Below are 18627 nucleotides of genomic sequence, written 5' to 3'. Positions count from 1 at the left end.
GAGCAGCGCTTGACCAACTCCACTCACAACGTTGGGTGGAGTTGACTGGTTTTCGTGTAGGAATATCTCACTGCTCCATAACCAACTTGATAAAACGCGTCAAGACGCGTGTAGTCTCGTTCATAAGTTGAGTACATGATTCCATCAACTTGTGACATTCCTGCCGTCTTGCTCTTCCACCGCTCGGTTTGGGCTTCCCAATCGTCCTGGTCGTAGAACCCGGCCACTAATTGCCAGTGACCGAGTTCTGCGAAGTGATCCAACGAATCATCCTTTGGAAGCCAATTTACGATGCGGACATAATTAGGGAGTCCCTCCCATGAACGTTCCCAAGAATCACGTACCAAGGGAAAATATGATCCCTCACACGGTGGCGACACTGCGTTGTGGAGGGAGAAAGAGGGCGGGAGAAAGAGGAGAGAAAGAGGGCCACCCACTTTTCAGCTCGGGCTGCGGCTTGTCTTTCGGCCGATTTAACTACGATCCGGTCCTCGCACAACGCTGCCACCGAGCATCGGGCTGGTTTTCATCTGATTCTCCGATATCGGCGCAGCAGCGGCCTCGGATGGGATAAAACGGGGTTTTCCGAAGGCGGTCAGGCCGAAGATATCCCGAGTGGGTTGTCACGGGCGCAGAGCCAACCTTGACCGCGACGGCTGGCTTCCTCGGCGAGATGCTCTGGGCTACCCGCTGCTCGCTTGAACACCCGCCCAAATCGGCTTACGACGTCACACCAGGCATGGGTATCCAAGCCTAGGCGAGTTAGGATCGGCTGCAAGTTCGAGGGGATCGCACCGACCTTGTCACTGCGGAGTTGACGGCCTGTCCAGTCGAGCAATTCCAGATAGCTGGCCAACGAGACACTTAGGAAACCCTTCAGGCTGCCTCGTCTGCCCGAATGGTCCAGGTGCGGCCCGACGGGATCGTTCTGCTCGTCAATTTCCATCGAACTCATCCAGCCGCTGCGATGCCGGCCGCGGCTTCGCTCCCAGTCATGGGTACTTTGGCGGGTCCGATCGGAGCATTGAGTCAAGTCATCAATCCGGTCCTTGGCTCCGGTGTACTCGCTCGATTCAGGCGTTTCCGCCATGGCGGCACGAATCGGGTTGAGATCAACGTAGGCTGCACACGCCAATAAACTCGCTTCATCGAGGAGTACCTGCGCCCGAAAACGACCTTCCCAGAACCATCCCTCGCAACGCGATGGAAATCGGGATTGGCCGATCTGACCAAATCGGGATAATTGACTTTTCCGCACTCAAATCGCTCGTTTGCTGGCTGGAGCGGTACCACCGCAAACAAATCACGGAAGGTCTCCCATGCGCCCCGACGGAAAACCCGCCGCTGTCCCCCCCCGCGCCTATCGTCGCCATCGATAGTAAAAGCGGTTCCTCTCGATCGCGTGTGGGAGCATGCGATCGACCCGCAGACCAAACATCGAATTCTGCAACTCCTGTCGCAAGCAGCGGCCAAGTCATCACTGAAGTCGCCCCGCGGCGAGGAGGACAGTGATGAATAATTTTGCAATTAGCGCGAAGGCAGTTCTCGAAGCGAGCCCAAGGAACTTCCTTCATCCGAAAGTGACGGCGGAGCATCTCGAGCTTGATGCGGCCGTGTATGTCAGACAGTCCACCTGTGCCCAACTACGAGATCATCAGGAATCAACCGCACGTCAGTACGCGATGAAAGATCGTGTCATTGCACTGGGCTGGGAGCCCGACAAAGTGATGGTCATTGATGACGATCTTGGTCTCAGCGGAAGCGGCAGCGCCCAGCGAGAAGGTTTTCGCCGACTGCTCGAATTAATCACCGATCAAAAAGTCGGTCTTGTCGCGGGACTCGAAATGAGCCGCTTGGCTCGCAACTCAAAGGACTGGAGCGATCTGTTTGAAGTATGTGCGATTTTCAATACGTTGATTGCAGATGAAGATGGTGTCTTTGACCCCCATGATCCGAACGATCGACTCGTCCTGGGCCTCAAGGGAATCATCAGTGAGATGGAACTGCACACCATGAAGGTCCGACTGGAAAGAGGGCGTTTGAGCAAAGCTCAGCGCGGGGAGTTGTTTCACGATGTTCCGGTTGGCTATGTCCTCGACGCGCGTGGAATGCCACAACTCGATCCTGACGAATCCGCACGTCACGTGATGAAAATATTCTTTGAACAATTTCAAGTGATTGGTAGCTCTCACGCCTTATTTCATTATTTGTCTGAGCATCACATTCGACTTCCGTTTCGCAACCGACAAGCAGGGGTCACGAACGAGATCGACTGGCGTTTGGCGGCCAAGACGACCGTTTACGAGATGCTCAAACACCCGCTCTACGCTGGCGCGTATGGCTATGGACGTAAAAAAAAGTACGGTCTTAAATCACCACAAAAAACGTCAAAAAAACATCTTCCGCCCGAACAGTGGAAGGTGCTACTGCTTGATCGACATCCTGCTTACATTACATGGCAGCAGTACTGTGATAACCAACAACGTCTGGCCGAAAACGATAGTCGTCCCGACCGCAGTGGTCCGGTTCGCGGTGGCACAGCGTTGTTAGGTGGAATCATCAAGTGCGGCCATTGTGGTCGTCGCTTGTCGGCCAACTATCCGAAGAATTCTCATTCAATGTATGGCTGCTTTCGCCACCGAACGGTCGCCGCTGCCACGCCATGTCACAGCTCGATTCGTTGTGAGATATTGGATAGCTTCGTTGAAAGTAAAATCCTTGAAGCTCTCTCGCCAGCAGGCGTCGAACTGAGCCTGCAAGTGATCGAGAATGAAGAGACGCGGAGGCAACAAATGGAGAAACTGTTTGTTGATCGCGTCGAGCAAGCACGTTATGCAGTTGAGGTTGCTGAGCGAGGCTATCGTCATGTTGATCCGGCCAATCGTTTGGTAGCGGCACAGTTGGAAAACAATTGGGAGCAGTCGCTCATTGAACTGCAAGCCACTGAGCAGGAATTGAACGAGCTACGAGGCCAAGTTTCAACAAAACTCGCACAGGCTCAACGCGATGTGATCCTTCAGTGTTCTCGCGATGTGCATTCACTTTGGAACGAATCGTTAAGCATTGTCGATCGTAAAGAGATCATTCGACTGCTACTACAACAAGTGATCGTAGCGGTCCAGAACAACACTCAGCGTGTCGACGTTCGATTGCAGTGGCGAGGTGGATATGAGAGCGTTTACGAGATGACACGAACGGTCACACTGTATCCGCAGATGGACAACTATCGTGAACTCATGACACGTATGCTTGAGTTGGTTTTGGAAGGGCGTCGAACTCCTGAGGTGGCCAAGATACTTGAGCAAGAAGGCTATCGTTCGCCGCGGCACACCAAGCCGATTTCAGCGTCGATGATCGGTAAGCTGCTAGCGGACGATCCAACAAGTCGTCAGCAACTGACTGCCCCCGAGCCACTTGATGACCAATGGCTTGGTAGCGATCTCGCATCCGCGATTGGAGTCGCTGAGAAAAAATTGAAAGACTGGGTGACGCGTGGTTGGGCGATTGCCGACCAACGACCGTTCGGACGCGTCTGGTTGTTCTGGGCAGACGAGAACGAGGTACAGCGATTGCGTCGGTTATCTGAGCACCAAAGCGGTCAAGGTCGCCCTGCACCACCAGAATCACTTCGGACCCCGCAACGTACTGTCCGAAAGACAAGCTAGAAACTCACGCAGCTACTGCGTAAGCACACGACAAATTCAACTTCTTCCAATTGAGAGTTTCGACGCATGGCACCGCACGTTTCCAAAAGTGGCCGCGAGCTTTGTCCTCGGCGTTGCTGCGGCGAGCAATATGCTCGGCGAGACAGCGCGTATACCAACTCACGTCAGACAATCGCTGACGCCGCGAGGCTAGAACCGCCGGCTGATTCAGGATCATGTTCAGTTCCGGTCTCGTCGGCACGGCGGGGCTGCCGTCAGGGTTACGACGTTCGGGGAACAGCCGCAGCCAACGCTGGGCGACCTCCTCGTCCGACCACGCCGCGACGACGTCCGGGCGACTTCTTAGAACAAGATGCAGGTGATTGCTCATGATCGAAAAGGTCAGGCAATCGATACCGAACGCCGATGCAAGGAACTCCATTCGGTCGCGGATCCAGCCCCTGCGGTGTTCAAAACACTCTCCAGTAGCGGGATCGGTTCCGCAGAGCCACGCCTTGCGGACGCACCTCTCGATACAGTGGAGGATCTGAACCTCATTCGGATCGATCACTTCCCCACGAGCTTGCCTGGGCATCTTCATCACCTCCGTCAGCGTCACGGTTTTGAGCAGCGAAACCGTCGGCAATGGTATGCAATCCGCGATCGTAGGCAACTATTCACTGCCTGTCCCTAATCTACTACGGTTTTGAGCAGCGAAACCGTCGGCAATGGTATGCAATCCGCGATCGTAGGCAACTATTCACTGCCTGTCCCTAATCTACTACTGTCCCTAATCTACTATTCAAGCTGCTTTTCGATCGTTGATCGAGTATCGTTTTCGTCGCCTGGAACCTTCAATCTGAACGCCGCGAAGCATCATGACTAGCTCAGCGGAATCGATCTCCAGATTGCCTTCTGTGTTTCGATTGAGCTTTTCGAACGTTCCGCTTTCGAGTCGTTTGGACCACAGGGAAAGGCCGTCTTGATCCCACATCAGGATCTTGACAAAGTCACGCTTGCGAGTGAAGAACACGAATAAGTGTCCTGCAAACAGATCGACCTCGAAGTGCTGCGTGACGATCCCGGAGAGACCGTTGAAACTTTTTCGCATGTCCGTGGGCTGGGTGTAGACGAAGATGCGATATCCTGGGGCGACTGAGATCATAATGCTCTCCCAGTGGTGGTGGCTTGGACAATCGCAGCGACCACATTGTGTAGAAGGCCTTGCCCGGACTCCGCGTCCAAGTGAACGATCGCGCCTCCGGGCAATTCAATCCGAACATCGCGTGTGACATCTCGGGAGTCAGTGGGGGCGTCAGGTCGACAGCAACAAACTCGCCTGCAGCGGTCTCGTGCTGATCGTCTTGGAGCTTGCGTCGCCATTGATAAAACGATGCGACCGAGCATTGTTCCTGACGACAGAACCAAGCGACAGTGGTGTCGGCGTTGTGGAATCGCCTGAGTCGGCGTCGCCATTGATCGGCAAGTTGGGGATTGGGCAAGCGAACCATCGGGTTTCTCCTGAAATTGGAAAGAAACCCACCAGGCTATCGGCCCAGTCAACATGGGAAGATAGAACGCTTACCCGACTTTGGACGCGTCGTCAGTATCGTCGACATCGCGCAGCCGCGGAATCTCATCGAGGCGTGGGGCAGGAACGTCGCCTATCACTTTGTCTTCACACGCCAGAACCGAGGAAAGCTGGACTCGCTCACCACGCTGGTCGAGCGCGGTCTCGTGAAGCCGATCATCGGCGCGACTCTTCCGCTCGCTCGAATGGGCGTGGCTCATGAGCTGGTGGAGAACGGGCGGTCGTATTCGCTCCGCGGCAAAGTCGCATTCGATGTGGCGGGCGAGACTGTTTCGCTTCCCCCTCGGATCTCGTAGCGGGACGCTCCAGGTACTCGGGCGATGATCGGGGTGGTTAGCTCCGCCCGGAGAAGGTGGCGCGGTAGTCCGAGGGGGACATCAGGAGTCAGCGGAAACTGATGCAGTGGGGAGACTCACGACGGCCGTAGTGGTCGGTCGACGATTGTAGCCAGACGGCTCCGTCCGTATGAGCAGCTTCACGCTGGGTTCTCGCGACGGGAGGAGCCGTCGGTCGACAATGAGTGGCGACGGGCTTTTGTTGCCTTTGTCGATCATCGAGCCGTCCGATTCGGTGGGGCGGTGTGAGAGTACATCTGGAAAACGTTGTAGGGACCACTCACCATGCCACATGCTGTTTATTGCTTGCTCTCGGGTTGCGAGTGGTTGCTTATATGGAAGTGCGTCCGGTTTTTCAGTGAACGTTACTTCGCATCGCTCTGACGCTGCTCGGCGGCTTGATAAAGTTTGGCTAGTTGGAGCGTGAGGGGTTCGAGTTGGGTTTCCAGGTCGGTGCGTTGGGTGAGTTCGGCGGGAGTGAAGGGGAGTCGGGTGGCGGTGAGGGTTTGGCGGGCGGCGGTGGGGCCGTCGAGGAGACGTTGTCTTTGGCTTGGGCGATCGGGCGGGTGCCGCGGAACCTCGCGGCGGGTGTGCCGGGGGCGCCGACGATGATGATGACGTCGGTTTGGGATCCGGGGGGTGTTTTATGGGTTTCGGTTTCGGTTTCGGTTTCGGTGGTGGGGGCTTGTGGGGCGAGGGCGAGGAGGCAGATTGCGGTCATGAACCCCCGTGCGCAACTAGGCAAACAACGCGCCGATCGGGGTCCCGCGATCGGTGATCGGCACAGGGCGGTCGCCATCATAGAGATGCTTGCGATAGTTCACTCCCACCGCGGCACAGATAGTCGCAAAGAAATCGGGCACGCTGACTGGATCTGCAACCGGTTGTTTTGAAAGTTCGTCCGTCACTCCATAGGCTCCTTGGTGTGACAGGCCTCCGCCAGCCAAAACGCAGCTGAATGTTTTGCCTTGGTGTGCACGTCCGCCGCGCACATCGAACTCTGGGGGTCGACCAAACTCAGTCGTAATCATGATGAGTGTCTTGTCGAGGAGACGCTTCGCTTTCAGATCTGTGATCAATGCTGAGACGGCCGTGTCCAATTCCCGAATCAGTTCGTGCTGATCCAGGATTCCTTCGTGATGGACGTCCCATCCCGCGCCATTCATAAAATTCAGATTATGCGAGACCTCGATAAACCGCACACCTCGCTCGACCAACCGACGACTGAGCAAACAACGCTGACCGAATTCGCCGCCATACAGGTTCCGTAGATCCGCCGGCTCTTCGCCGACTTGGAAGGCACGATTGAATTCAGGACCGCTGAGCCTGAGGCTTTGCTCAATGGCGGCATCGTAATCCAGCAGGCGGGATTCTTCCGTCGGGAGCGTGTTGTTCTGCAGGATCGAGAGAAATTCCTCACGTCTCGATTGACGCAGCGGTGTGATACCGTCCGGGCGGGACAATCCCGCCGGCCCCTGGCTGGTATCGGTCGTATAGAGGTAGCCCGCCTTCGGCCCCAGGAAGCCCGGACCGCGGGTGATATTGGGGTAGCCGATCAGCACATAGGGTGGCGCCCCTTCGTCGGCCGCGCCACGCTCGTGGGAAATGATCGATCCGATTGAGGGATAGGTGACCGTGCCACTGATCGGACGCCCTGTGTGCATCCGGTTCGTCGCTGCGGCGTGCTCGTCGATGACGGTGTGATTCACCGTTCGAACGGCCGTCACGTGCTCCATCAGCGGAGCCAGCCCGGAGAGATGTTCGGACAACCGGACGCCCGGAACGGCTGTCTCAATCGAGTCGTAGTAGCTCCCGGGTTTCCGTGTTTTGGGATCCCCTTTCCGTTTAGGGTCAAAGGTATCGATTTGCCCCATCCCGCCGCCCAGCCAGATCGAGATGACATGCTCCGCCTTGCCCTGAATCAGCGATTCCGTCTGTTCGGCGAAAGCGGGAAGCGCGAGTGCTCCCGCAGCGGCGGTCGTGCTACCGATAAATTGACGACGATTCCCATTTAGGGTATCCATACAAACTCCCGATGATTGATCAAACTCCACACCATGTCTTCTGATTTCTTCCGCCATTCCGGGCGCAAACGAGGATCCGCGGGCGGACCTTTGAGCACCCTGCGTTCCACGGCACTCTGAGTTTCGGTCGCCTCGTGCCGCTGGTGATTGAACCACGTGATCAGCGGCAATGGTTCGGAATCCTCGAGTGGCTGGACCTGGGCGGCTGGAATCACCCGATCGGCAAATCCCTCCCGCAGAGCCGCGGAGAACTGCTGCTGTTCTCCAGCGGTCGGTCGTCGTGCGAGAACGCGTAAAAACATCGTTTCAACCCATTCCTCAGGTGAAGTGGCGTTGATCGCGAGCTCGGCCAAAGCACTTTCGTTCGCAGCACGAGACAAGGTGGTGACGAGGGTGCCGTTGGCGAGAATGCCAGGCTGAAGAACGTTTGGATCAAGGTCGCGTTGCATGATCGGTTGCTGGCGGGCACCCGTCCATCCGAAAGCCGCGAGGACATCGGTGATCGCACGCGCCTCGGGCAGAGAAAGGCTCGGACGATCCCGTTCGTTGTTGAGATCCGCCATCATCCAGGCACGCTGGGGAAAGCCCAGCGTCTGCCGATTACTGAGCGGTCGCCGGCCGTCGTGAACAAAAGTCAGCTCGCCGATATTCATTTGATTCCCGGTCGCCACAAAGAGCGAGTCGACAACCTGTTCGGCACTCAGTCGGCGCCGCTCCGGACCGCTGAAGAATCGCAGTTCGGTCGACGCAGCGAGATTGCCTTCGATGGCCTGCCGCTGATAGGCATTGGAAGTAAGGATCAAACGAATGATGGCATTGGCATTGAAACCGTTGGCGACAAACTGGTTTGCCAACCAATCCAGCAAATCAGGATGACTGGCCTGGCGGCCTTCCCAGTCGTGAATGGGCTCCACCAACCCCGCACCCATGAGCCGTTTCCAGATTCGGTTGACCGCAACCTGGGCAAAGCGACGATTCCCGGGCGCCGTGATCAACGTCGCCAACCGTTCGCGGGTGTCGTTCGGATCCTGCATCAATCGATCGACGGCATCTCCGTCAGTCATCCCTGTCGCTTCGGCGAACCGCCATTCTGGCGGAACCTGTTCACCGGGTTGGAGTGTCACCTGAATCAGGGGCTTGCGTTCCAGATTCTCAAAGAAGCCGGCCGGAACCGTACTCGTCTTGGGCGCGCCGACAGGTTTGCGTTCGAACATGGCCGCCAACGAAAATAGATCACGCTGGGTGGTGCTGTGATAAGGCGAGTCGTGACAGCGCGCACATTGCAGTTCGATACCGAGAAAGGCAGACGCCACGATGTGGCCCTTTGCCGCAAACGGAGCATCGTTCTCAGCCGCCATGCCGAACCCGGCACTGCCGCCCTCATACTTTCCGCCCCGTAACAGGATCAGTTCCGTGACCATCCGATCCAGCGGTTTGTTGTCCCGGAGAGAATCATAAATGAACCAGCGAAATGGCCCGGTCGATCCTTGGGATTGATTCAGCAAAGCGGGGTTTTCGGCCAACATGTCCTGCCAATAACCGACCCAGTTATCAGCGCCCCGCTCATCGCTCAGCAGACGCTCGATCAGGCGTTCGCGTTTATCTTTACCTTCGTCGGCGAGAAATGCGTTCGCGGCGGCCCATGTCGGCGGGACTCCCAGCGTATCAAGATATACCCGCCGCAGAAAAGCGGCATCATGGATCAAAGGTCGTTCGGCAATCTCGACCGCATCGACCGGAGGACTGGGCCACGCCGCGCCCTGCTCAATCCAGTCTTCCAACAATGCGATCTCGCTGTCGGCCAGCGGATCACCCGTCGGTGGCATCCGTTCGTCCTCATCATCGCTGTTCAAGCGGGCAATCAGCTCACTCGCTCCTGGATCGCCAGGCATCACCGCTTCCAGCAAGCGTTCGCGGGAATCCAGCTGCAATCCCCCCTTCGCCTTCTCGCCATGGCAGCGGAAGCAGTTCTCTCGCAAGAGCGGCAGGATCTTTCCATGAAACTCCTCGGCCTGCTTTCGATTGGTTCCCGCACTTGCCGTCACCGCCCGCTCGATCTTTGCTCTTACGAACGCGTCGATCGGATGATGGACACCCTCGATCTCCGGCACGGGAGGTGCGGGATTCACGCGGGTCCATTCTCTCGCCGCGGCGTGTCGCTGTTCCCAGAAATCATCTTGACTGGCCGCCGCCCGGCGACGGTTGCTGTCATCAAACTCATCAAGCGATTTCTGAATGTCGGCTAAGACGGGCTCCACGGCCTCGTCGGTCAGGGGCAATCGATCGCGGGCTCCCGCCCGCAGGACCGCATAGGATTCACCGTCTGCCGTCTCAATGGCCACGCAGAATTCCCCCGTCTCCGGCCGCAGTTGGGCTCCGCCAACCACCAATTCCAAAACCACCCGGGACATTTTCCCAGGCTCAACGGTTACTTCGCCAAACACTTCCTGTTGATGGTAGCCGGCGATGCGCAGACCCGGCAGCAGTGGTTCCCGAACCGGCGTGACAGGTTCCTCCCCATTGGGCGGCTGCTCCGTGATTGCTTCGGTCCGGGCCACCACTCTACCGTCAATCCACAATCGCCCTAAAGCCCGTGCTCGTAGCATGATGCGCTGTTTTCCGGGCGGCAGCTGGACGTCCGCGACCATTCGCACGAGCATCGGCACCTTCCAACTCTGGCGAATGCCCCATTCGTCGTGCCGCAAGGGAATACGGGGTAAAATGAATTCATCGCCGACGAAACGCATCCACTCTCCGTCATCGGTCTCGCCTTCCTTCATCCACCGCGTCTCCGAAGGCAATCCTTCCGTCAGGGTGAGCAACACGCGATCAGCAGGTACACCGGCAATCCGAGGCATTGCTTCCGGAGCTGGCGTGGTCTGCGGTGTTGGCGTGACCACTCGCGGACCACCGACGCGTTTGAATCGCGTTCCCATTGTCTTGTCATCCAACACCGCCCGATGCACCGCCACCGCATCGAGCCATCCCTGAAAGCTGTTGCTACGGGCTCCATTTTGAGCTGATCCGATCCAGACCGCGTCCTCGTCGACCAACGGTTTCACGTTGGCCTCACCGCCTAAATCCCAACGCCCATCGCACGGCTTGCCGTCGATCCAACCACGGATGGATTCCGGATCCCCAAAACGATAGGCGATTGCCACATGATGCCAGCCGTCGTTCGCGGCGAACCCGGCGGTGGAAGTCCACCGATGCCACGCCGAGGCACCGTTGCCCGGCTCGGCCGCATAAAGGAAGCTCAACTGCGCAGCGCCACCGCCGCCAGAAACCACACGCAGCGACCAGTTCTGATTGTCCTTGCCGAACTTTGGATCACCGGTCCGCCCTTTGCCGATGAGATAAATGGGTGAACGGGGTTAACTCCCATCGAGCTTCACCCACGCCTCCAAGGTGATTGGATCGCCCTTGCGGAATTGGAAGCGCGTGTCCTTCCCAGTAACCGGCAGCATCAGCCGGGCACCGTTCCCATCCAGTCGAATCGCCTTGTTTCCCTTCGGCAGATCCGGGAACTCCGGCGCTGCCGGACCCGCTTCGCCGGACCTCACACCGCCATGCGGAACGAGTTCGATCGGATCATTACCATCGAAGTCCCAGCGGGCCACCAGTGACGGGTCTGCCGCGACGGCCGTGACCGCAGTCAGGAAAAGTAAGGCAAAGATCGTCGTAAAATATTTCAGCGTTGATGCGATAACGATACGGCTGATCTTCCAACGACGCGATGGCATCGGGGTCGTCAGACGGAGAGGGATGGTGGAGATCAATTTGGCAAAGATGCGGATAGGTGAAGCGAATCATCAAGGCGATGGGAGCGGTCCGCTTTTTCAGTTTCTGACTGATAACGATTCGAACGTCCCAGTCGAGCGGTAAACACACTGTATACGATCTGCACTCGATGTGTTGTCATCGAACACTTCTTCGATACCATCTTCGCCAGCGTGCCTGTGAGCGTCTGACAGCCACAGACGATTCAGTCCCGTTCCCACGTAGGATATTGAACCTTGGTTGGCGTCGCCGATGGAGAGGGGCGATCACGAGTTCGCTTGAGGAAGTGCTATGTCCCTCCGAACTGTACTGCAAGCGTTCAGCCCAGAGTCGGGCGGTCTCGGACTTGGACATGGGGTTTCTCCGCTCAAGTGAAACGAAACAAAACCCACCAAGCTAAACCTCGCGCTTACAATGGTTCTGGTGTACGGTTACCGATGGCCGTGGTGTAGGTGCGTCCAAAGGTTCCACCGTGCCGAGCAAAGACTCGTGCGATCCGCTCTTGCGTGAGGATTTGCGAAAAGGGAAGTTCGGGGTGCAAAAGAAACTCAGCAACCGCGTTGCCCAAGTTGAAGCTGCGACGAGGTGCGATGTTCGGTATCACGGACATAGAAAACCCTCCCTGCTCTCGCGTAGCAGCATTGACCAGAGAGGGCATTCACATCATCGAGGCCGAGAGCGTATCGAAGCAAGATCAGCGTCCAGGCGATCTGCAAAATTTACGGAAAAACGCAGAACGCCAATAGATGAACTGCGCAAAATTCAAATGACTGTGCCATTCATGCCGACCCCTTTCTATTTATGCCGAATGAATTCACCCGACGTGCTTGGCGGGGGAAATGCAATGAACCGTTTCCGTTTGGGACGAAAGTCACTGGTACTGTTTGGATGCAAATTGACAACAGCACCTCACGTTCGAGTCGCATCAGCGACGTGCCCGCAAAACTCCTCGCAAACGAAACTTGTGTTCCCTGAACCCAATGCGATGCTGTTCTATGTTATGCTATGCTATCGAGGGGTATTAAATAATCTGACGGCCTCAGCAGGGACGCATCGCTACAGTAACCTTCGTCGTGCAGCAAGTAAATTTCGCTATTTACGCCCAACACGAACAATTCACGCTCGGCAATGATTGTTGGGTTCTGCCGCGCAGGCAAAGTTCTCGATGGCATCTGCTCCTCAGGGGATGTCCTGCACGTTTACTGACGCTATTCACTGAAAGGAATAGGCGATGAATAGGCATGTTCGCTTCATCAACAACACGACTGATGTTCAAAGTATTAGATTGCTTCTTCTTCATCATGACCCGAACATCGGCTTGTGTCTTGACGCATTTAGAACTAGGGCAGCCATGCAGGCCAGCAATAGTCTCACGTTTGGCCATCGTGGTATTATTATATACAACAACTCAAACCAGCGAATCCTAACTCACGGAGAGATTCAGTTCTCTCCAAGCCAGCCTCGCATCTTCATTAATATCTCGGGCGATGCTCAAAATGGATACTTCATCGCTCCAGGAGTTGATCCATAGGCCATCGACGCTCCAAGCGTTCGGCAGCCGATCTTGCAGCGGCTTGGTTTAGACATGCACGTTTGGTGCGACGTGGTGCGTAAATCTGGACGCATCGTCAAGCGTGCAGTCTGCACGCACGAGAGCCTTGCGGGCGAAGCGTGCCGTCGCGGTCAGGACCGGTTCTATGCTCGAGAGAATCCGCAGAGTCTCTCGACGGTTTGACTGCAAAGCAAGCCCGCAGCTTTCGAGGTTGTTTTGGGATGTTTGCTGCGGGGTCCGCCGCTGCAAAGCAGTTCCTGCTCATGGCGTGATAGCCAATGAGAGGAAAAAAGGCCACTCACTTTTCACGAGAACCGCGGCTTTGTTTTCGGCCGATTTGGCTTTCATCCGTTCCTCGCAAAATGCTGCCACCGAGCATCGGGCGGACTTTTATCCGATTCTCCAATTTCAGCGCAGCAGCAACCCCGGATGGAATCAAAGTGGAAGGTTTGCGAGCGGGTCAGGGGGACGATATCTGAGCACCAAAGCGGTCAAGGTCGCCCTGCACCACCAGAATCACTTCGGACCCCGCAACGTACTGTCCGAAAGACAAGCTAGAAACTCACGCAGCTACTGCGTAAGCACACGACAAATTCAACTTCTTCCAATTGAGAGTTTCGACGCATGGCACCGCCCTTCCCAAAAGTGGCCGCGAGCCTCGCCCTCGGCGTTACTGCGGTGGGCAATATTCTCGGCGAGACAGCGCATGTCAGACAATCGCTGACGCCGCGAGGCTAGAACCTCCGGCTGATTCAGGATCATGTTCAGTTCCGGTCTCGTCGGGCCGGCAGGGTTACGACGTGCGGGGAACAGCCGCAGCCAACGCTGGGCGACCTCCTCGTCCGACCACGCCGCGACGACGTCCGGGCGACTTCATAAAACCAGGTGTAGGTGGTTGCTCATGATCGAAAACGTCAGACAATCGATCGCGAACACGGAGGCGAGTAATTCCATTCGGTCGCGGATCCAGCCCCTGCGGTGCTCGAAACACTCTCCAGTAGCGGGATCGTTCCCCCAGAGCCACGCCTTGCGGACGCACCTCTCGATACGGTGGAGGATCTGAATCTCATTGGGATCGATCACTTGCCCACGAGCTTGTCTGGGCATCTTCATCACCTCCGTCAGCGTCACGGTCTTGAGCAGTGACTCCATCGATAATGGTACGTAATCCACGAGCGAAGGCAACTATTCATTGCCGAGAGAATTAGAGAGAATTAGGAGAATTAGGGACAGAGCATGACTGTGAGGTGTTTGACTTCCCCTAATGCGAGGCATATCCTGAAATAGATGACTTTGCCGGTTCTATTCCCTGGAGAGGTGTGATGGTTCGCTTGGCGCGGAGTGAAGTGTTTGATCCTGATGAGGTGGTCATCGCGCATGTCATTTCCCGGACATGCCGTCGCTGCTTCCTACTGGGAGACGATGAGTTTTCCGGGAAAAACTTCGACCACCGCAAGGTCTGGATCGAGCAGTATTTGCAGCAATTCGCGGCCTGTTTCGGGATCGATCTGCTGGCGTTCTCAATTCTCTCGAATCATTTCCATCTGATTTTGAGGTCCCGGCCCGATGTGGTGGCGACTTGGGACGATCAAGAGGTGGCGCGGCGGTGGCTGATGCTCTGTCCCCATCGCCGCTAGTCCGTCGTTCTGTCGAAATTCAGCGCGCGCCGTCTTTGGGGTCGATCAGGCTACGAAACAGCTCGCCATCCACGCTGGATGTGAGGAATACCGTCGATCCATCTAGTCTAGAAAACAGGGCGCCACCCGGATGGGCGGATCCCCAGTTATCTTGATAACGTGCGCCGGGGCCATCTCGCTCGATCAACAAACCACTGCGAACGGTCCCGTTGCTGCCGCCACTGAAGATCGGTTCGTCGTAGTACCAACTTGTTTCTGTTTGAATGATCGGGTCAAACGCCTTCTCGCCCGTCCCCAAGGTATTGCTGAGTCCGTCTGCGATCGCGCTGAGACGTTGAGCGTCTGGGAAGTTCAGCATGACTCGGCGGTTGCCCGCGTAGTCCGTCTTGGCCCATGCTCGATCGCCCGCAGAGTACTTGCCGTAGGAATCATCCCGTGGAACCATCGGATTTGCTCGCGTACGGCTCGGGCAACGAAAGAGCGGCCCGGCGGATTCGACCTGGATGGACTGATACGCTTCGGTTTGTTCCAGTGATGGCAAAATTGCGTAAGCCCAACTGCCCGTTTGTTGCGGCGGCGCGGCTCCGGGTAGGCCGACTCCCCACCAAAATTGTCGATCAGCCGCCAACGTATAAGTTCCGATTCGGACTTGATCGCCAGACGCCGACCTCACCGTGGACGTGCCATCGTTGCCGCCATTGCTGGGTAGGTAGTTATGCTTGCCAGCGTGCATTTGAATGCCCAACGCCAATTGTCGTTGTTGATTCATGCATTGGGTGCGTCGAGCTGACTCACGTGCATTCTGGACGGCACCGGTGAGCAACGACGCCAGCAGCGCCATGATGGCAAATACGATCAGCAGTTCAATCAAGGTCATGCCGTAGCGAAGCGGCCTGATGCTTCCCGATTTCGAATGAGATTGGTTCATGGGAGTCCTATCGGATGGGTGGCACTGCTGCGTTGTTGACTCGGAAAAGAAGGTGGCTTGCGCCGATCGGTTCGATGGGCTCGTTTGGAAGTGAGTGCAGAAGGCTGGGATTGCGAGAAAGGTCTGACTTGCTGACGATCAACCACTTTTGGTTGGGATCATTGTACCGGCCCAGCGTTGCAAATTCTGGATAGGCCTCTCGGATCCCCATTCCGAGCCCTGTACTGGAGATCAATTTGAGTGGGCGATGTTGCGGATGGGTCGCGATCCAATGCGCGACCAAATCATTGTCTTGGCCCCAGTCGGTGGCGTCGTTGAAAAGATGAAAATGGCCATTTTCAGTACCACCTGAAACGGTATTGAAAGCGCCTAGCCAATGGGGTGCGATGCCAATGGATGCAATAAACGTGACCAGGAGTCCCACGAGGATGCCAGCGTTGACGATCTGGCCTGGCTTTGACTCGTGATGACCTGCCAGCGGCGCGACGATCAACAGGAAGAGGAAAGGATACAATGGAAAAATGTATCGGTGTTGTTGTGCAAATCCACTTTTGTAGGCGGTGATCTCAATCATCGCGGCGGCGATACAGCCGATAAGTACTTGATCCAAGGAAATGGACCAACGATGGTCACGATCGAAGATGCGACCGATCAGGTAGAGCAGGCTGGCGGCTATCGCAAAGAGCGTTCCCGTTGGCAATTTTACTAACATGGAATACAGATAGAACCACCACCATCCGTGTGTCGTGTTCATCCCTGCGGCGTAGCTGATGATCCCTTCACGAAAGTCACTCTGTTGACGGTCCATGCCGTTGAGATACTGTTCGGGAACCGGGCAGGGGATCCCCCCGAACCAAGCGTTCTCGAATCGGGACGCGATTTCATCATTTGTTTGCCCATACAGGGCATCTTCGGAGAATTTCAATTCTCCAAGCGGCCTTCCCACACCATCGAAGCCATAGGGCAATGCGATCACCAGCAAGGTGATTGCCAGCGTCAGTGACGCTTGGCCGATGATGCGCGGCTGCCTGGTGCTGCAATATCTCCAAATCACGAAGGCGAGATAGATCGGGCAAAGTAACAGTGCTGTGAATTTACAAGACAGTGCCAGCCCGAGTGTTGCACCGCCCAAAGCTGCATCTTGCCAATGGAGCGACCTGATCCAACGGCAAAAGCATAGGCTGCTAACCAGCATCGCTGCCGTCACCGCAATGTCATTGGTGATCAGCGATCCATGCGCCAAGACTTGTGGCTGGAATGCCCAGAAGCCGGCCGCAACCAGCCCGATCGCCGACCCGTACGAACTCAGCTTGCGCGCACTCGGATTGTGCGGTGTTACCCCGTACAACGTTTGGCTCCAACGAAAAATCGCCACCGTTGCGGCGACGGCGAACAGGCTGACAAGCAGTCGTCCCCAAAATAGCTGCTGTTGAAACTGCTTGGGAGAACTGGCATAGAGCTCACGGCCATACGGAAACTCACTCCGCACTGAAACCCGGCTCAGGGCGCCCGACCTCAGGGTATCAATCATGTCAAAGGAGGGCGTGAAATATGCCAGTTCGTCCCAATTCAAATAGGCAGGGAAAGTTCCAAGAGCACGAACCAAGGGAGGGTTGACGTTGAACGAGTGTAAGTCCCCGTGATGCCAGTATCGGATTCCAGCATAAAAATGGCCGTATTCATCACTAACAGGCGAAGACCGATAGGCATGCCATCCCAGCAAGATCGACTGGATCGCTATCATAACCATCAAGATGATCAAGTGGTTGCGGTTGGCGAACTCGATCGTGGTGAACCAAGACGTCCTCCCGAGCAGAGCCCTATTCCACAAAATCCGCCCCTACCTTCAAGGATGCGGTAACCGTTTCTGCTCCCAATGCTATTACAAGAGGGACCTCCTGAAAAACGAAACCTCTCCGTCGCACTTGGTCATTGAGCCGGACGGTGAGTGCGAAGTCAGCAGCGGGATGGTTCGTCTCCACGTCAACCAACAACGGCTGACTCCCTTCGATATCTCCAACTTTGACTCCATAGATTGGCTTGCCGTCCTGGTGGACGAACTCCAAAGGAATTGACCAGTTTTCACCATCATATCGTGTGTAGGAAACTGAACCCAACAGGTGTTCGCTGGGAAAGACCTTGACCGGACTCTTGCCTGTGAACTGAATCTGGCATTCGGCAACCTGCTGATCGACAGACGTAGCGCGGATTTGATACTCATTGGCACCGTCATTGAAGGTGAAGAATTGTAGCTTGATCTCCCCCGATCCGTTCGGTGGGATCAGACTCGGATGGGGAGTTCCAGCAACACAGGAGCAAGAGGTTCGAATCTCACTGAGTTGCACGGGCGCATTTGATTTGTTAAGTATTGTCAGGCTGCGTGGCTGATCGCTTCCCTTCGTCAGTACGCCGAAGTCGTATCTCGCGCGTTCGAATACAATGGAACTGTCGGGTTTAGGTTTGGGCGGGGCATCGGACTGTGAAGCGATGGTGCTGACGTTTGAAGACCGCGAGAGAACAAAGGCCACTAAAAAGAGCAGTGCTAGGCAACTGAACAAAAGTGTCTTGTAATGCCATCGTAGCCGGCTGGCATGAACCAGTTGCCCCGCAAATGCCATCACCAATGCCCCAACGAGCCATGGCGACGTTAAGAAAGCTTTGATGAATCGATTCGCTATTTCACCATGGCTGTCATGAAGCGGCTTGGAACCCACCAAGAGCAATGGAATTTCTGTGCCAGGCTCAAGACTTCGTTTGAAGATCTGCGCAGAAGCAGCGTCGAGCAGTGTCACGTCGCCTGTTGGTTCCAGGTGTTCGAGTAGGGCAAAATGACCTATGTCGAATTCACGGTAAGGTCCGCGTTTGGCGGGCGGCATCCATGCAATGCCGACAGCGCCTTCACCTAGCTTTCGCCATATAAATTCGCGGTTGGCTGGCGTCAACGCAAGAACCCGCGTCTTCAAGTCCAAGGAGTCCAGGCCAGCCTTGACTTTCGCCATTGACGCAAACGGCAATGCCTCCAATTGACGAGTCGCGTCAGTTTCACGCCACGCTGCCTGCAATTTCTCCGCACATCGCAGGGCAGTTTCCAAGCCGCAGAAGCCGTCCTCCTCAGACGCGTTGTTGCGGTATGGCT

At 56.1% G+C, this 18627-nt stretch carries 17 protein-coding genes and 1 pseudogene; 3 read left to right on the top strand and 15 right to left on the bottom strand.

Features of this window, described 5'->3' with window-relative positions; all coding sequences use genetic code 11:
• Positions 1–23: 23 nt before the first annotated feature.
• Complete coding sequence (locus SH410x_RS13470) at positions 24–263, bottom strand: hypothetical protein (protein WP_473676980.1); 240 nt, start codon at positions 261–263, stop codon at positions 24–26.
• Between the two features lie 332 nt (positions 264–595).
• A complete protein-coding gene (locus SH410x_RS13465; RefSeq protein ID WP_473676979.1) occupies positions 596–1258 on the bottom strand; it encodes a hypothetical protein in 663 nt (220 codons plus the stop codon).
• 253 nt (positions 1259–1511) lie between these two features.
• On the opposite strand from SH410x_RS13465, the gene SH410x_RS13460 reads away from it, so the two are divergent.
• Positions 1512–3665 (top strand): recombinase family protein, encoded by a 2154-nt coding sequence (locus tag SH410x_RS13460; protein ID WP_473669771.1) that lies wholly within the window; start codon positions 1512–1514, stop codon positions 3663–3665.
• Between the two features lie 4 nt (positions 3666–3669).
• Here SH410x_RS13460 and SH410x_RS13455 read toward each other — a convergent pair whose 3' ends face one another.
• From SH410x_RS13455 to tnpA, 3 genes and pseudogenes are all read right to left on the bottom strand, one after another.
• The gene (locus SH410x_RS13455) at positions 3670–4290 is read right to left on the bottom strand and encodes a transposase (protein WP_473676978.1); all 621 of its coding nucleotides are present in this window, start codon (positions 4288–4290) and stop codon (positions 3670–3672) included.
• Positions 4291–4446: 156 nt separating this feature from the next.
• Positions 4447–4809, bottom strand: coding sequence for an IS66 family insertion sequence element accessory protein TnpB (gene tnpB, locus SH410x_RS13450; protein WP_473676977.1), 363 nt, complete (start codon positions 4807–4809; stop codon positions 4447–4449).
• A 145-nt stretch (positions 4810–4954) separates the two neighbouring features.
• Positions 4955–5155 (bottom strand): annotated as a pseudogene (tnpA, locus tag SH410x_RS13445) (IS66 family insertion sequence element accessory protein TnpA); the annotation flags it as partial.
• Between tnpA and SH410x_RS13440 the strand changes: the two are divergent.
• A complete protein-coding gene (locus tag SH410x_RS13440; RefSeq protein ID WP_473676976.1) occupies positions 5139–5531 on the top strand; it encodes a zinc-binding dehydrogenase in 393 nt (130 codons plus the stop codon). The pseudogene tnpA and the gene SH410x_RS13440 overlap by 17 nt on opposite strands.
• A 451-nt stretch (positions 5532–5982) precedes the next feature.
• On the opposite strand, the gene SH410x_RS13435 is transcribed toward SH410x_RS13440, so the two are convergent.
• From SH410x_RS13435 to SH410x_RS13405, 7 genes are all read right to left on the bottom strand, one after another.
• Positions 5983–6291: a hypothetical protein gene (locus SH410x_RS13435; RefSeq protein WP_473676975.1), complete on the bottom strand. Its 309-nt coding sequence runs from the start codon at positions 6289–6291 to the stop codon at positions 5983–5985.
• Between the two features lie 16 nt (positions 6292–6307).
• Positions 6308–7594: a DUF1501 domain-containing protein gene (locus tag SH410x_RS13430; RefSeq protein ID WP_473676974.1), complete on the bottom strand. Its 1287-nt coding sequence runs from the start codon at positions 7592–7594 to the stop codon at positions 6308–6310.
• Positions 7582–10947, bottom strand: coding sequence for a DUF1553 domain-containing protein (locus tag SH410x_RS13425; protein WP_473677312.1), 3366 nt, complete (start codon positions 10945–10947; stop codon positions 7582–7584). The genes SH410x_RS13430 and SH410x_RS13425 overlap by 13 nt, the downstream gene beginning before the upstream one ends.
• 21 nt (positions 10948–10968) lie before the next feature.
• Positions 10969–11337, bottom strand: coding sequence for a hypothetical protein (locus SH410x_RS13420; protein WP_473676973.1), 369 nt, complete (start codon positions 11335–11337; stop codon positions 10969–10971).
• Positions 11338–11783: 446 nt separating this feature from the next.
• Complete coding sequence (locus tag SH410x_RS13415; protein ID WP_473676972.1) at positions 11784–11984, bottom strand: hypothetical protein; 201 nt, start codon at positions 11982–11984, stop codon at positions 11784–11786.
• Between the two features lie 1536 nt (positions 11985–13520).
• Complete coding sequence (locus SH410x_RS13410; protein WP_473676971.1) at positions 13521–13688, bottom strand: hypothetical protein; 168 nt, start codon at positions 13686–13688, stop codon at positions 13521–13523.
• 111 nt (positions 13689–13799) lie between these two features.
• Positions 13800–14078: a hypothetical protein gene (locus tag SH410x_RS13405; RefSeq protein WP_473676970.1), complete on the bottom strand. Its 279-nt coding sequence runs from the start codon at positions 14076–14078 to the stop codon at positions 13800–13802.
• 170 nt (positions 14079–14248) lie between these two features.
• On the opposite strand from SH410x_RS13405, the gene SH410x_RS13400 reads away from it, so the two are divergent.
• Positions 14249–14563, top strand: a complete 315-nt coding sequence (locus SH410x_RS13400) for a transposase (protein ID WP_473676969.1) — start codon at positions 14249–14251, stop codon at positions 14561–14563.
• A 19-nt stretch (positions 14564–14582) separates the two neighbouring features.
• Here the strand turns inward: SH410x_RS13400 and SH410x_RS13395 are convergent, their stop codons facing one another.
• From SH410x_RS13395 to SH410x_RS13385, 3 genes are all read right to left on the bottom strand, one after another.
• On the bottom strand, positions 14583–15491 hold the full coding sequence (locus SH410x_RS13395; protein WP_473676968.1) for a DUF1559 family PulG-like putative transporter: 909 nt from the start codon (positions 15489–15491) through the stop codon (positions 14583–14585).
• A 7-nt stretch (positions 15492–15498) separates the two neighbouring features.
• On the bottom strand, positions 15499–17241 hold the full coding sequence (locus tag SH410x_RS13390; protein WP_473677311.1) for a glycosyltransferase family 39 protein: 1743 nt from the start codon (positions 17239–17241) through the stop codon (positions 15499–15501).
• A 70-nt stretch (positions 17242–17311) separates the two neighbouring features.
• Positions 17312–18460, bottom strand: a complete 1149-nt coding sequence (locus SH410x_RS13385) for a DUF1573 domain-containing protein (protein WP_473676967.1) — start codon at positions 18458–18460, stop codon at positions 17312–17314.
• Positions 18461–18627 lie beyond the last annotated feature (167 nt).

This window comes from Rhodopirellula sp. SH410 (assembly GCF_055811895.1).
Note: the sequence above shows the minus strand (reverse complement) of the source record. Positions and strands in the feature narration are given on the sequence as shown.